Raw genomic sequence first — 13,933 nt, 5'->3', positions numbered from 1 at the left:
CTCGTCAGCCAGTGCAGCCTCCACCCGCCCACCGCTATCGGTGTTCAGGAGGCCAGATCATGAGATGCCCAAGCTCCCGGCCGTAAGGAGCCGTCAGTCCCGCGTTAGTGGACAAACCTCGCAGGTCGCAGGGGCCTTGATCCCTGATACCACTCAACAACCGTGGCGGGATGAGTGAGGACGAAGTCGATAATCTCAGGAGAATAGCGATGCAACTGTGCGAAGCGTTCGAGCCACCACAACCATTGCTGGACTACCAGCAGGCGCCACTGCCCTACCCGGTCGAAGCACTCGGGGAACTGTTGGGCCCTGTGGTCGAACGACTGGCCGAGGTGATCGGCATACCCTGCGCCATGGCTGCGCAATCGGTACTGGCTACCACGGCCTTGGTGAGCCAAGGCCATGCCAATGTCCAACTCGACGGCCGAACCTATCCGCTGTCCCTCTACCTACTGACGGTGGCGTCCTCAGGGGATCGCAAAAGCGCGGTGGATCACCTGGCACTGAAGGCGGCGCGCGACTGGGAACGACAGCAGTGGACCCTGTATGCAGAAAAGCTCAAAGCCTATCGCGCCGCTATCAGCCTCATGGCCAAACCCAAAACCTCAACGGATCGCGCTGAGTCGAAAGGCGGTGAGCTGTCCGAGCCGGTACCGCCGAGATTGATCATTGCCGAGCCGACCATTGAGGCCCTGGTCAAAAGCCTGTGCCAAGGCTTGCCCAGCATGGGCTTGTTCAATGATGAAGGTGGCCAGTTCTTGGGCAGCAGCACCATGAGCAAAGAGAACCTACTCAAGGCGATCACCACCTTGTCGACACTGTGGGATGGCAGCCCCATCGACCGGGCGCGCTCCATGGCCGGAGAAAGCCTGCGCGCCTATGACCGCCGCCTCAGCCTACACCTGATGCTACAGCCTTATCTGGCCAACCAGCTTTTCAAAGACCCGGTGATCAATGGCCAAGGCATCCTCGGCCGTTGCCTGATCAGTTGGCCCGAGCGCCTGGCCGGCCGGCGACTCTACAAGGCAATCGACCTGACCCGAGACGCCAAAGTCCAGCGCTACCAACAGCGGATCACCGCCCTGCTGCAAAAGCCCTGGTCGCTTCACCAGGATGGCTCACTCAATCCCGCCACCCTGGAGCTGACTCCCCGCGCCCGTCGTGCCTGGATTGATATTCACGACACCATCGAGTGCCAGTCTGGCGAGTTTGGCGAGCTGGCCGGCGTCCAGCCTGCCGCGGGCAAAGCGGCGGCGAATGTGCTGCGCATCGCGGGTGTGCTGGCCATGGTTGAAGAGGTCAGTCAGTTGGACGAAGCACACATCCAGCGCGCCTCCACGCTGATGGATTACTACCTGGCCGAGATCCAGCGCCTGACCGAACAGGCCCCAGTCAATAGCCGATGCGAAGAGGCGGATCGACTGCTGCGCTGGTTGGTGCAGAAAAGCTGGACCCGCTTCACCATTCGCGACGTCAATCGCAACGGCCCTCGCTTTGCCCGCAAGAGCGCTGACCATACCGCCTCTTTATTGGTCGTGCTGATCACCCATCGCTGGCTGAGCAGCCGCGATGGAAAAACTTTCGAGGTCCGCCATGTTTCGCCTCAATGACGCGGTGCGCCGCTACCAGGCGCAACATCAACCACAGCCAGAATTGCGGCGTGTCGCCACCGCTGTCGCCACCCTGTCGCCACGCGCCAGGCCAGCAACGACGCGGGTTGTCGCCACTGTCGCCGCTGTCGCCACACCACCCCTAGACCCTGTCCACCTCGCCCTGCTGATCGAGCAACTGCGCGAGGAAGGGGCACTGCTGCAATACCAGGAGAACGCCCTCCTGATCCGCCCGACACGCTGGCAGCAGCTGGACAGACTCAGCCCCCACTGGAAAACCCTGCTGCGCTTTCTGCAAACAAACGAAAACGGTGAAGACGATGGCCTTGGTCGGTCGACGTGAGGGTCGCAACTTTGGTTACGGCCGCCAGCTGAGCTACGCCGGCCCACAAGCGCTCAAAGACTTGTTTGCCGGCGGCCACTTCGCGACGGTCAAAGCGCATTGCGATCGCTGGCAAGCGTTTGTGCGTTGGTGTCGGTCAGAGGACGGCCCCGGTTACAACGATGCGCGCCAGATCGATCGACAGACGCTGCACGACTACGCCGCGTATCTGCGCCAGCAGATCCAGCAAGGTGAACTCTGCATCGCGACCGCGCAGAACCGCCTGAGCAGCGTCAACCGTACCCTCGCGGCGCTGCGCGGTGATCAGGACGTGAGGATCGCCAGTCCGAGCCAGGCGTTGGGACAGCAGCGCTCGAGCGTACGCACCCGCGCGCCCGATGGCCAAGACCATCAACAGGTGCGGCGAGTACTCGAGGCACTTGGCGAACAGCACCACGAGCGGGTGGCCGCGATTGTCCTTTTGGCCCGAACAACCGGTATGCGCCTGCGCGAAGCAATCCTGGCTGACCTGCCACGCTTGCAGCGCGAAGCCGAACACTTAGGCCGCATCAACATCCAGGACGGCACCAAAGGTGGCCGCTCAGGGGCATCAGCGCCGCGATGGGTCGTGGCCAATGAAGAGGTGAAGGCGGCGCTACAGTTGGCTTGTAATGCATCGCCGCCCCGTAGCCGCAACTTGCTGGCCCGCGACGAAAGCTACGCCGCGTTCCTGCAACAGACCGTACTCCCCGCCCGCGACACGCTGCATGAACACGGGCTGAAGGGTTTCCATGAACTGCGAGCGGCCTACGCCTGCGAACGTTACGAGCAGCTCACTGGCCACGCCGCACCGGTCAATGGTGGTCACTGCTATCGCATTGACCGAGACCTTGATCAACAGGCGCGCCAACAAATCAGTCATGAGCTCGGGCATAACCGGATCGATGTGGTTTCGGCCTATATTGGAGGACGTGCGTGAGCAAACCGTTCGATATGGCGCTGTTCCTGAGCGGCGTACTGAGCGGCTCGAAGGCCACTCAGCAACGCCACCTACGCCAAGCCCGAGCCCGAGCCATGCAAGCGGCCATTCAACAGCGATGGCAACGCGATAATCCCTGGACCTGGCAGCTCAAGCATGTGCGCTGGTTTCTCACTCAGCATCTGCAAGACCATTCCGACGCCACCCGGTATTACTATCGGCTCACCGCCCTATTGGTCTGGAAGCGATTAGGGAATGACCGAGAAATGCTGATCTAACGCTCGAATCATGGATAGGCAACCCTCCAGGCTCACTTGCCCGCCGTCATCCATTCAGCGTGGATATTCTCTTGCGGATAAACCTGCTCGAAAAACACCGCCGCGATGGCAAAAAAAAACGACCCGAACCGGTTAGTCGTGACAGGCCAAAAACGGCCAAAAGCAGTCACTTACAGTTGACATAATTGAGGCGATTCAGTCATCGGTAGAGTTTGAAAACGTTAAGCAGCGAGCTTGGATAGTGTCTAGGAAATCCGGGGCGATTCAGATGAAGCTCACCGCCAATCAGTAGCAGCATTGGGTTGTTTTGCGACGCGCATTGAGGTGACCTTTAGCTTGCCATTCGTCGGGGAGCGGAAGATACGAAGCCGGCGTTAGTTTCGGAAATTTCACGGGTGTGAAATGATGGCTTAATGCCTTCGATTCAGGCCGCCGAACCATAAAAAGGGATTTTATGTCTTATACGTATAGCGCCCAGCTGGCGCTGCTGTCCGCGAATGGATATCAATGTCCGCCAGCAGGAACATCTCCGATTCAACGAGATGCATGGCGGTGGGTGGCAAATCCCGTTAGTACGCAGTGTTTCGCTCCGGTGGCCGTTCGAAACCCTCCTCGCTTTCTTCGGGCCTCTGACCCAGTCGAGAAGTGCTCCTGCTGGGGGCTATCTATGCATATGTCGTATGCCCAAAGTGTTAGTGCTTTCCAAAGCGTTCAAAAAAGCTTTCGCATGGCACGTAAGGTGTTTGGTGGACATGTAGCGAATTTGTTAATTACACCCAATGACGGAGCCTGTACCACGGCGGATCGTTATGGCCATTTTGACTTTCACCCGTACGCGACGGGTAACGTTTATAATAACGTGTCAACGGTGCGAGCAATCCCATGAGCTTTCTCCGTATTGAAGGTCAAAAAATAGATGCTCGAACTCTCTCCAAGCATCAGTGGAATGCTGATCTGATTGAATTCGAGGGTCCATTATTAAGTCTTTATAAAAGCGAATCTGGCAATGATTTGTTGTACGCTTGGCTCGATTGCAATGCGACTCGTAATCGCTGGTGCATTATACCAGTGGGCCGAAAATCTCTTCGAGATTATTTGGAGCAACAGATAACACTAAGAGAGATATATATAGAGTCTGAGTGGGTAGTTGTATTTCATACAGGTGGGTCCGCAAAGCGCAGTGCTTTTCTTCGTACAAGCTGGGACAAGCTACCAGAAGCGTATTTGCCTGAGTTTGACTCGTACCTAACTCCTGAGATAGCAACTCCGGCGGCGGAAAAGTTGGCTGAGGAGATTACAGAGTCTTATTTCCTTGGTTTGGATGGCGAGCTGTACATAGATGATTTTTCACTAGTCCCTAAGATATATCAGCAGCTCTATTCATTTCACTATGGGCTGGAGCATCTTGATCGCCCCGCAGTACATGGTGCATTGAGTAAACTTGCAGGCAGTTGGACGGGGGGATTCAGTGCGGTCCATCTTTTCACGGGGTTGAATTCAGTAACGCCATCTATTCACAGGGCAAAAGTATCAGAGATTCAGTTTGCCTCTCCAGGGCACATCAAGCTCAACTTATTGTCTAACCTTGCTCGTAGAATTGAAACGTCCGCTCATCAGATTTTTGATGAGACTTCTTTCGTAGCGTTAGAACAGTATTATTCGACTGTTTATAGATATTTCAAAGAAAACAAAATATCCGGCTTTGATGACGAAAGGTTAATATCGGCCACTCTTGCCCCTGAAATCCTGACCCGCTTAAAAGAGTTTGTAGACTTCTTCTTTAATTTGATGAAGTGGGATGATTATCGAAATAGTTTTGATTATCTGAATGTCGACGCTCTACATCAATTGCGCGTTCTTCTTGCTTATTATCGCAGACTTAGAAAGCTAAGACCCTATTTGGTGGGCGGCAATCTATTTTTAGGTAAGTCCCGAATTGTCGGAGCTTCCGACTCGGATGCCATAGAATAAACGAAAATTCGAAAGGTAAGCTGCCGTGTTAGGCTCGAGGCGTCTGCATGGCAGTTTAGACCATTACTTAGCGCTGGCTTCAGTGGTGTTTTTTACCCTTATTCCACACGCAAGCTTAGCGATTATCTGAATTTTCTCTTTTTCCCGTGAGCGCTTTACCGTGGCGTCGAATTCACCGGGACGCCCAAGCTTTCTCTCCTTTAACTACCATGCATTTTAACCCGTGGTCAGAATAGATTGAGTAAGCGCCAATGACTGTTTCTGGCCGTTCACTGCCGGTCATGGTTGCTAAGGATGCTGGTCAAGCCCGATGAAAATGGCGGGTGGGGTCGATTGCAAATGGGTGGTCAAGTCAGTGCAATTACCCAGGTGTCAGCGGATATGGAAAAGTTGGTTCCCAACCAGCGACGAGATAATCTAGGCTTCCCGCACCATCACTCAAGGACGATAGCCATGTCAGATAATTCAGAGGCCCACATCGCCACAGCGGACGCACTAACATTGCTCCTGCACAACCAGCACGCCATAGGTGCTGCTATAGACGAGATCACCAAGTGGCTCTCTGAGAATGGAGTCGGGAGTGTTGCCGCTAACGCAGCGGGGGCGATGGAAACGCTGGACACAAATGCCCAAGCGATCACAGATGCGATCATGCGGCTACGGCAGTCATAGGCGTCATCTAACGCCCTTCTTCTTGAATAAGCGAATCCCGATTTAATGCGGAAGATGGGATTTCTGCGAAGAGTAGGAAATTGCATCCCACTTGGTCACCCATTTGCGTTGCCACTGACCAGTCAATTGCATCCATGCTGACTAATGCTTGCGTTCGACTTGACAAACAGGCGCCGTAGTGACGACCGACTGAGAACGGCCAGGGAGATCACAATGAATCGCTATCGAAGGAGCTTAGAATATTTTTAATTTGGCTTAATCGTTACGGCCTACCTGCCGAGCTATCGTATATACAAATAGCATCAATGAAAGCGCGGGAAGCGTAGATTTATCATTGTAGAGCTTTTTAAGTTTTACCATTGCCGGTGTTTCCACAGAGGCTTTTTGCTCAGCATCGAAAGGGATATAATTAAGGCTAGTCTTCAGCCGCTTATCGCTATAGGTATGCTTTTTAATTACCATCACCAGGTGGTCATGCATAGTATCGGAAGTCAGTCGTGAGAGAGTGATCGGTAATATATGAGTGCCCAAATAAATTGAGTCTAAAACCACCTTCTCTTTTGCTACATTCTTGTGTTTCAGAGCTGCTTTTTGAATAAAGTCATGATACGTTTCAAAAAAATCAGCATATTCTTCAGAAGAAATTGTACGTTGCTTTTTCGCAACATTATCCGAAAGACTATCGATATTATTCTTGCCATGAAATAGCTGATGCGCAGATGCAATATGCCTTTCTTGTATTCTGTAGTAATTAAACCCTGGTTTGAATCGATAGGATTTGGCAAAATTAACTAACACTTGTCGCAACAGAAAGTCCCTGGAACTCTCGCAGCCAGCATACTCGGCCAAACCTTCACTGCAAAATTCACTGACTGCTTTATAGAAAAACGGCGTACTGACATAGCTCCTGATTTTTGATCGCAGGTAAGACTTGATCTTGTCTCTCCCGTCAATCGTCAGATAGTTGAATTGATCGCGAACTGCATATACTGCCCGGTCACCCCGTTTGTAATAGGTGCCTTCTGAGTTTTCTTGACAGTTTATACTACGGCTATCTATAGCTTCAAAATCAGCAATGCGGTCTTCCCTATCGATCACCTGAACGTAGAAGCTATCACCATTTGAGAAAACAGGAGTTGAAAAAGTATTGCCAGAGTCCGTCGGGGAGGCAAAACCAAAAAGTCGGAATGCTTTGCTCATCAAATCAATCCTTCTTCAAGGTAGTAGTCTCGAACCTTGGATATAATTACAGTCGTAAGATGGCTAGGATCTGCTCGATACCCTCCGTACGAAATTGGTTCAATGTCGTTATCGTAGATATAACTAGAAAAATATTGATCCTCGAACATCGACTCTGGAGCAACGATTGCTTTAATTGATCCGTTGGATATGTCAGTCTCAGAGCTAGACTGTATCTCAATCGTATAGCTTCGGTCGTCTACTTTCGATGCTCCTTTCCGATTAATCAGATCAAGGAGTGCCTGAAGTTCAAACCCCATAGGCGGCAGCGATGTTGAGGTGATCACTGGATTGCCATCGTAATAGTTTTTATTGCCGCTATAAAACAACCCAATGTATTTTTGAATAAACAGATAATTACTGTCAAAAATATAATCATCCCGATTAGAATTTTTATGCACTAAATCCGAATAGAGACCCGCATTGAAGGCGCCTGTATCGAATGGATAGATTCGTTTTATATCCGAAATTAGTTGCGAATCCAGAATCAGGCATGAGGGAAACAAGGCTGGGATATTAACAGGAAGGTCGCCGTTATTTACCCTGTAGGATGGACGCCCATAAAAAAAGTACAGTAAATTTTCGCTATATACATTGCATAAGGTAGGCTTGAGTTTATTTGTGGTTATGATAGATCTCAATGCATGGCAGTCACACACATGCACAAGCGGCATCACAGGAGCAGGGGACTCACATTCGACTATTGGCTTTAAGTAGTATCGTTCAGCTACATCGCTCGCAATAGTGTTCAAATCCATATCCTGCTATTTGTATTTATCTGATAATGCTCATTCAATCTACAATATCCGATCTCATACCAAACCATTAGTAGAGGTACGTTCGTTACGACCTCACTCGCGTTGAGGCTGATGATATCTTTGAGCCACTGTCCAGGCAAGGGAGTTGAGATTTCATTCCCCCCTCAGAAGCATGAATCGCCCCGCCTTCGTAATCGATCCAAACAACGACTCATGGCCGTTTACCGCCTCATGCGATGGCCCGCTTCACGCCCTGAGGAAGTCAGTCAACCTAAATCGAGGTTCTTGAGGAGCGGTGAACCACGCTTCCTCAAGGCATTCAAATAGGTGGTTTCATTGTAGGGCGTCCTGGTCTGCCAGCACCGGTACAGAATCCGAATCCACTTAAACGCGAGTGCGCGTACGGCAGCCTGGTAGGTACTCCCTTTGGCGCGTTGCTGCCGGTAGTAGGCTCCAGCCCAAAAAGGATTTGTTGATGGTCTGACCCGCCCATTCCACGAAGGTCTGACGAAGAAACGTTGGACATTGCCAGCGCCAATGCACCCAGCTCTTCTTGCCACTCCGTTCCGTCACCGGGGCAATGCCGGAGTACTTTTGCAGCTCGTCCGCGCCATGGAAACGCTCACGTTGCTCTCCGAAGGCTGCGAGTATCACTGCTCCACAGGAAGCCAAGACACCACTGGCTGAGTTGAGACTGGTGTTTGAGTTGCTACTGAACCCTCTCGACCCTGAGGATGTTGCCATCCTCAACTGCATTGAAGGGCTTTCTGATTGCAAAGAACCTGAAAAGCGGCTCCCTGAGTTTTCGAAACGCGTGGCATACCTACTGAAGCACGATTGGGAGCGCGCAAAGCGGGAGGTCAAACCTTGGTGGTGGCGTCTATTCAAAAAGCCACATCGGGAGAGCCTGGGGTGAGAGAGTGTGAATCGGCCCTAATATCGTAGATCCCATTTGAGGGACTGCTATTGGCCGATCTCTGCCGGTTATGACCGGCTGCATTGGGTCGGTTGCCGTCCTTCGCGACAGGCAAAAAACGGCCAACAACGGACGGTCGACGTCCCTACGGGAATCGTCGACAACTTCTGCATTGCGCTGAGGGCTAAGGGCTAAGGGCTAAGGGCTAAGAGCTAAGAGCGTGCAATCAAACTGCAATCGCGGAATCCCGCCACACCTCTTATCACAAGCCTGAAGGCGGCGGATGATAATTGGGATGCCCCTCGGTGCGCTCACCACGTGCAGAAGCCCAGAAGTATTTCGCGTGATGCTTGTAGACGTCGGTGGCTTCCGATAGGTCGAAGGCCAGACCTTGAACCAAACTCAACAGTAGGCGCATGATTTCGAGATTGTCTTGATAGAACGTCTCAATCTCGTCATCGGTCGCCCAAACAGGCGGCTCACCTTCCTTGTCTTGTTGCTCCGGGGTATCCGATCCCGCTACTGCCACCGGTGCATTTGGCAATTGCCGGTGTGCCAGATGCTGGTGACGTAACATCTTTAGCTTCTCCAGAACCTCGAAGGCTGTGCCATTCACGCTGTACTTGTCGATCAATTTTAGTACTTGGTCCCGTTTTGGCGTGAGTGATTCCCTCATGGTGTCGGGTGTGAACCTAGAGCGAAGGCCTGTGCGCCCAGCCCGGAACTGAACCAGGGCTTCAAAGAATTTCCTGTCTCGCAGACGATCCGCGATCAGGCTCATCCTCACAGCCTGTTTGTTGGTATCCCATACGCGCGTCAGCGCCAGTAATAACTCACGACGCAGCGACAACCGAATGATCTGAAAGGCATGTGCCGCATAGGAAGTGCCGATACGGGCATGAAGGCCGGTGTCATATGCCGCGGGTCGCCACGTCTCATGGAACATAACCGCCAGTTCGATCTCCTGTCGGGCCGTGTCGACGATGTTCTTCAATCGTTCGATCTCTTGTTGGGTATCGTCCATCTGCGTCGTCTACGAGCTAAATTATTCTGATCATAACGCGCAGATGCGACGGAGTCCGGTCAATTTCTGCCTTTCGGCAACGGCAGTTATGGGTCGACTTCTGCCTGTCGCCACCGGCTGCTATGGGCAGTTCACTGCCAATCATGGTTACGAAGCGTGCTGGTCAAATCGAATGCAAACGGGTGGTCAAGTGGAGTGCAGTATTCCAATTGGTATTCCAACTAAAAATAAAATCCGATACTAATATTATAAATCAATAACTTACTGAACAGATTCAACTTACCCCGGCTCCACCAAATACGAAGCAAAACAAAACCCGCCAAGTGCGGGTTTTGTTGCATCTGGGGTTTGGTCATTTCTGTAGGCAGCATCACCATCCCCGGCAAAAGCAGGCCTGCCCGCGATAAGGCTCGCAAGACCACCACAAAAAACCCTGCGGCCAAGCCATCATCGTCGCGACCTCCCACGGAGACGCCTATGCGCCAAGCCCTCCTTATCATCGACGTCCAGCCCAGCTTCGCCCCACCTCAATAGCTCCTATGCTGCGGGTGCACCTGCAACTGCTTGAGCAACCAACGCACTCAGGAAGATCAACATGAACGTATGGATCGCAGCCGTCCTGGCCGCCATGGTTTCTGTGCCTGTACACGCCGCGATTGAGATCGCCCCTCATGTCGAGCAGGTCACCTTCAAAAAGGGTTCAGACACCATCAGGTTCGCCCGATCCATCAAAGGCCCGCTCACCGCGCAGTACCGTCTAAACGCGAAGGCTGGCGAAATGATGACCGTGGACTTCAAGTCTTCCAGCGCCTCTGCCTACTTCAACATCACCGCGAAAGGTGCGGACTACGCGTTGTTTAACGGATCAATCATGGGCAATCACTTTCTGGGACCATTGCCCGCCGATGGCGAATATACGGTTCAGGTATACCTGATGCGCAACGCCGCTCGGCGCAATGAAGTGGCCAACTACAGCCTTTCATTGAGCCTCTCGGGTGATGCGACGGATAGCAACCAGCCGTTCGACCAGACACTTGAATTGCAGGGCATTGGCTTTCATGTGACGAGCGTGTCGGTCGCTGGAAATCGTGCTCTACGCATTGCTCCCCAAGGTCTGGAAATCGATAACTCAGAGATCGTACGCCCCCTCACCGGCACCATCGTTCGAGCAGAGGTCGCCGACCTTGATCGCAATGGCTCTCCAGAGATTTACGTCTTCATCAGGTCTCCGGGGCGCGGGATGCCGGGCGAGCTCATTGCTTACGCTGCCAACCGCAAGAAGTCACTGAGCGAAATTTATCTACCACCTGTCAGCGAGAACCCGAAAACAGCGGTCGGCTACCAGGGCGAGGATGAGTTTGCCGTGGTGGAAAATGCGTTGGTGCAGCGGTTCCCGGTTTATGACAGCACGGATGCCGATGCGGGCAGGACGGGGAAAATGCGGCAGGTTCAGTACACGTTGATGCCTGGTGAGGCCGGGTGGGTTTTGAGGGCTTTGGGGGTGGCTGAGTATTGAAGGATGCTCGTTGGCGAAGTGGCTCAATAACTCAACAGAAGGTTTCACTTAATGTGACTTACTGGTGAGTAAATCAAAAAGCCAATAGACTTTTCGAGAGTGTCAGATTTTTTGTGTGCGGGCCGGTAATGGCCTGCCGTCAGGCAGGCCTTCATTTCACCAGGTCGGCCTGATGAATCGATCTCCGTACAAGACCGCAAACTGATTCATGGCGTTCTTCCAGTCATGGGCGGGGCTGCCCCAATTGGCGGTGATATTTTGCAATGCCAGCCAGATCAACTTCGTCGCTGCATCGTCGGTTGGAAAGTGCCCCCTTGTCTTGATGATCTTGCGCAACTGAGCATTGATGCTCTCGATAGCATTAGTGGTGTAGATCACTTTTCGTATGGCTGGCGGGAAGACAAAAAACGGGATGACTCGATCCCAGGCACGTCTCCAGGCCGCAGCCACCGTTGGATATTGCTTACCCCAAGGTCCAGACTCGAAGGCCTCTAGAGCCTGCTCGGCAACTTCAGCGTTGAGTGCTTGATAGATCGGTTTCAGGGCCTTGGCCAGTTCGCGGCGCTTGTCCCAAGCCGCGTAATCAAGGCTGTTACGGATCAAGTGGACGATACAGGTTTGCAACGTCGTCTGAGGAAACACCGCACTTAAGGCTTCTGGCATGCCTTTAAGTCCGTCAGTTACCGCGATCAAAACGTCTTCGACGCCTCGGGTCTTGAGGTCATTGAAGACCTTCATCCAGAACTTGGCACCCTCAGTGGTCTCAATCCAGATCCCCAAAATATCTCGTGTGCCGTCCGGCAACACGCCCAGGGCCAAGTAGATTGCCTTGTTGCGAACCACCCCTTCGTCACGGATTTTGACCCGCAGAGCATCGAAGAAAATGACTGGGTACATGGGTTCAAGTGGTCGTTGCTGCCAGGTACTGACTTCTTCCAGAACAGCATCGGTGACGGAGCTGATGAAGTCATGGGAGACGTCTGTTCCGTATTGCTCCGAGAGAAATGCACGAATCTCGCGAACACTCATGCCGCGGGCATACATAGCAATGATCTTGTCGTCGAAGCCTGTAAACCGGCGCTCGTGTTTGGGGATCAGGATCGGAGCAAAGCTGCCATCGCGGTCTCTGGGAATATCCAGGCGCAACGGGCCGTCATCGGTCAGCACGGTCTTGCCGCTTCGGCCGTTACGTTGGTTACTCGACTCCTCGGGGCGTTCCGCGCCCTGAGGATAACCAAGGTGGTGCCCCAACTCGGCACCAAGGGCTCGCTCGATGAGCGCCTTCTTGAACGCCATCGAGGCATCCTGAATGGCTTCGGCACTCATCGGGCCGTTTACGAACTGATCAATCAGCTCTTTTGGAATGGCTGGAAGGTCTCGCGCGGCCCCACTGGCCGGTTTTTTCTTGGTCGGCATACATGCACCTCTGCAACATGTTATGCCCGAACACAAAATTTATGACACTCCCGACTTTTCCCATGTACCGTCACCCTCTCACTTTCAATGCCCCCGAATGACACCACCTTCTGCGCGCTACGGCTCGACCGTCCCGCCACCAAGCTCTCGCACATAGGCTGCCAACTTCAATTCGCTCTTGCCAAGGGAAAGGTCCCGAGCATTGCGCGCAATACTCAGTGACCGGTCGAGGTATTGCTCAGCGGCCGAATGATTTCCCTTGAGGATTTCGTGCAACGCAAGACAACGGGGTCGCAAGACGGGACAACACCAGTCAACTTCATCGCTCAACAAGTCATCTCGCATCTCACCCGCCTCCCTTCGAAGCATTGCTCGAGAGAAACCCAACTCAACTTGCAGGATTGCAATTAACAATGCCATTGAGTCCGGGCTTTGAGATGGCGTCTCCAGCAATGCATGTAAGGTTTCGCCTTCTTGCACAGCGCCATGCCAATCGCCCCGACTCTGCAGAGCGTTCAAGCGATACCAAACAGCCAACAACGGCGCAGGCATGGGCTCAGATGAGAGTTGAGCAATGTCGCCAGCGGGTAATTCTTCACTGGGAACCCCGGCAACAGAAAGTGACAGCAATCGAGCGTTCGCAAGCAGCGGAGTTCGCTCATCCTTAAGAAAGCACCATGCGATCAGTCCGGCACCATCACTGATGCCCCCTAGATAAGTGGGAATCAGATTGGAGATGCCCATGGCAATGTTGCTGGCACCGAAGGCCAGCGCAAACATTCGTATGGACTCCTGCGACAGCAGACCTGCTGCAATGCAAAGAACTCCAACGAACAGGTTCAATACGGGCCCCATGGCAGTAAACATAATGGTCTGCCTACGCATCGATCGATAAGGGTCGGACGCGGCCATCACATAACCACCCACATTCAATCGCTTTAGCCGAGGCGACCAACGCATACGCCACCCACGTCGAAGCGGTAGTAATTCTACGGCCGCAATACGCATTGCGAGCACAGTCATGTGGCTCCACTTTGCCCCTAGATAATGGCCGCCTTCATGGACGCAGATGCTCAAAATGGTCAACACAGATGCCATGAGCAACGCCAAAAAGGGTGCAAGATCCGAGTCGATGCCAATGGCCCAGCGAGCACCCCACACATGGAGATCAACATCTGCACCGCCGAGAGCAGTCGAAGTACGCCTATTACCAATTTGTTGCCAATCATTGA

13 protein-coding genes and 1 pseudogene are annotated in these 13,933 nt (G+C 53.0%); 7 read left to right on the top strand and 7 right to left on the bottom strand.

The features are described from left to right. Positions 1-209 precede the first annotated feature (209 nt). The 6 genes from AC3IUE_RS03800 (at position 210) to AC3IUE_RS03775 (ending at position 5,832) form a co-directional block, all read left to right on the top strand. Positions 210-1,610: a YfjI family protein gene (locus AC3IUE_RS03800; protein ID WP_489265662.1), complete on the top strand. Its 1,401-nt coding sequence runs from the start codon at positions 210-212 to the stop codon at positions 1,608-1,610. Continuing rightward, positions 1,594-1,953, top strand: a complete 360-nt coding sequence (locus tag AC3IUE_RS03795) for a hypothetical protein (RefSeq protein WP_489265660.1) — start codon at positions 1,594-1,596, stop codon at positions 1,951-1,953. Before AC3IUE_RS03800 ends, AC3IUE_RS03795 begins: the two co-directional genes overlap by 17 nt. Further along, complete coding sequence (locus tag AC3IUE_RS03790; protein ID WP_489265658.1) at positions 1,931-2,911, top strand: integrase domain-containing protein; 981 nt, start codon at positions 1,931-1,933, stop codon at positions 2,909-2,911. The genes AC3IUE_RS03795 and AC3IUE_RS03790 overlap by 23 nt, the downstream gene beginning before the upstream one ends. After that, positions 2,908-3,189: a hypothetical protein gene (locus AC3IUE_RS03785; protein WP_489265656.1), complete on the top strand. Its 282-nt coding sequence runs from the start codon at positions 2,908-2,910 to the stop codon at positions 3,187-3,189. Before AC3IUE_RS03790 ends, AC3IUE_RS03785 begins: the two co-directional genes overlap by 4 nt. Positions 3,190-4,071: 882 nt before the next feature. After that, positions 4,072-5,160, top strand: a complete 1,089-nt coding sequence (locus AC3IUE_RS03780; protein WP_489265654.1) for a hypothetical protein — start codon at positions 4,072-4,074, stop codon at positions 5,158-5,160. A gap of 453 nt (positions 5,161-5,613) precedes the next feature. Continuing rightward, a complete protein-coding gene (locus AC3IUE_RS03775) occupies positions 5,614-5,832 on the top strand; it encodes a hypothetical protein (RefSeq protein WP_489268750.1) in 219 nt (72 codons plus the stop codon). A gap of 255 nt (positions 5,833-6,087) precedes the next feature. Here the strand turns inward: AC3IUE_RS03775 and AC3IUE_RS03770 are convergent, their stop codons facing one another. The 5 genes and pseudogenes from AC3IUE_RS03770 to AC3IUE_RS03750 all read right to left on the bottom strand — a co-directional run bounded on the left by AC3IUE_RS03770 (position 6,088) and on the right by AC3IUE_RS03750 (position 10,236). After that, complete coding sequence (locus tag AC3IUE_RS03770; RefSeq protein WP_489265652.1) at positions 6,088-7,032, bottom strand: hypothetical protein; 945 nt, start codon at positions 7,030-7,032, stop codon at positions 6,088-6,090. Further along, positions 7,032-7,823 (bottom strand): hypothetical protein, encoded by a 792-nt coding sequence (locus AC3IUE_RS03765; protein WP_489265650.1) that lies wholly within the window; start codon positions 7,821-7,823, stop codon positions 7,032-7,034. The genes AC3IUE_RS03770 and AC3IUE_RS03765 overlap by 1 nt, the downstream gene beginning before the upstream one ends. A gap of 272 nt (positions 7,824-8,095) precedes the next feature. Further along, a pseudogene (locus tag AC3IUE_RS03760) lies at positions 8,096-8,480 on the bottom strand (transposase); the annotation flags it as partial. Positions 8,481-9,007: 527 nt separating this feature from the next. Beyond that, positions 9,008-9,769, bottom strand: a complete 762-nt coding sequence (locus AC3IUE_RS03755; RefSeq protein WP_489265648.1) for an AbiU2 domain-containing protein — start codon at positions 9,767-9,769, stop codon at positions 9,008-9,010. 221 nt (positions 9,770-9,990) lie between these two features. Then, positions 9,991-10,236, bottom strand: a complete 246-nt coding sequence (locus AC3IUE_RS03750; protein WP_489265646.1) for a hypothetical protein — start codon at positions 10,234-10,236, stop codon at positions 9,991-9,993. Positions 10,237-10,364: 128 nt separating this feature from the next. On the opposite strand from AC3IUE_RS03750, the gene AC3IUE_RS03745 reads away from it, so the two are divergent. Beyond that, positions 10,365-11,285: a hypothetical protein gene (locus AC3IUE_RS03745; protein WP_489265644.1), complete on the top strand. Its 921-nt coding sequence runs from the start codon at positions 10,365-10,367 to the stop codon at positions 11,283-11,285. Positions 11,286-11,441: 156 nt separating this feature from the next. Here AC3IUE_RS03745 and AC3IUE_RS03740 read toward each other — a convergent pair whose 3' ends face one another. Continuing rightward, the gene (locus tag AC3IUE_RS03740) at positions 11,442-12,701 is read right to left on the bottom strand and encodes an IS256 family transposase (protein WP_489263864.1); all 1,260 of its coding nucleotides are present in this window, start codon (positions 12,699-12,701) and stop codon (positions 11,442-11,444) included. A 117-nt stretch (positions 12,702-12,818) separates the two neighbouring features. Next, on the bottom strand, positions 12,819-13,799 hold the full coding sequence (locus AC3IUE_RS03735) for a M50 family metallopeptidase (protein ID WP_489265642.1): 981 nt from the start codon (positions 13,797-13,799) through the stop codon (positions 12,819-12,821). Positions 13,800-13,933: the final 134 nt, after the last annotated feature.

Source organism: Pseudomonas sp. GL_093, from assembly GCF_057837605.1.
The sequence above is the reverse complement of the archived record's forward strand: the minus strand, read 5'-3'. Positions and strand labels throughout refer to the sequence as shown.

Bases quoted from the DNA above. Each gene is read 5' to 3' on its own strand.
- AC3IUE_RS03800 (WP_489265662.1), top strand. From the start codon at position 210: ATGCAACTGTGCGAAGCGTTCGAGCCACCACAACCATTGCTGGACTAC.
- AC3IUE_RS03795 (WP_489265660.1), top strand. From the start codon at position 1,594: ATGTTTCGCCTCAATGACGCGGTGCGCCGCTACCAGGCGCAACATCAA.
- AC3IUE_RS03790 (WP_489265658.1), top strand. From the start codon at position 1,931: ATGGCCTTGGTCGGTCGACGTGAGGGTCGCAACTTTGGTTACGGCCGC.
- AC3IUE_RS03780 (WP_489265654.1), top strand. From the start codon at position 4,072: ATGAGCTTTCTCCGTATTGAAGGTCAAAAAATAGATGCTCGAACTCTC.
- AC3IUE_RS03775 (WP_489268750.1), top strand. From the start codon at position 5,614: ATGTCAGATAATTCAGAGGCCCACATCGCCACAGCGGACGCACTAACA.
- AC3IUE_RS03770 (WP_489265652.1), bottom strand. From the start codon at position 7,032: ATGAGCAAAGCATTCCGACTTTTTGGTTTTGCCTCCCCGACGGACTCT.
- AC3IUE_RS03755 (WP_489265648.1), bottom strand. From the start codon at position 9,769: ATGGACGATACCCAACAAGAGATCGAACGATTGAAGAACATCGTCGAC.
- AC3IUE_RS03745 (WP_489265644.1), top strand. From the start codon at position 10,365: ATGAACGTATGGATCGCAGCCGTCCTGGCCGCCATGGTTTCTGTGCCT.
- AC3IUE_RS03740 (WP_489263864.1), bottom strand. From the start codon at position 12,701: ATGCCGACCAAGAAAAAACCGGCCAGTGGGGCCGCGCGAGACCTTCCA.
- AC3IUE_RS03735 (WP_489265642.1), bottom strand. From the start codon at position 13,799: ATGGCATCTGTGTTGACCATTTTGAGCATCTGCGTCCATGAAGGCGGC.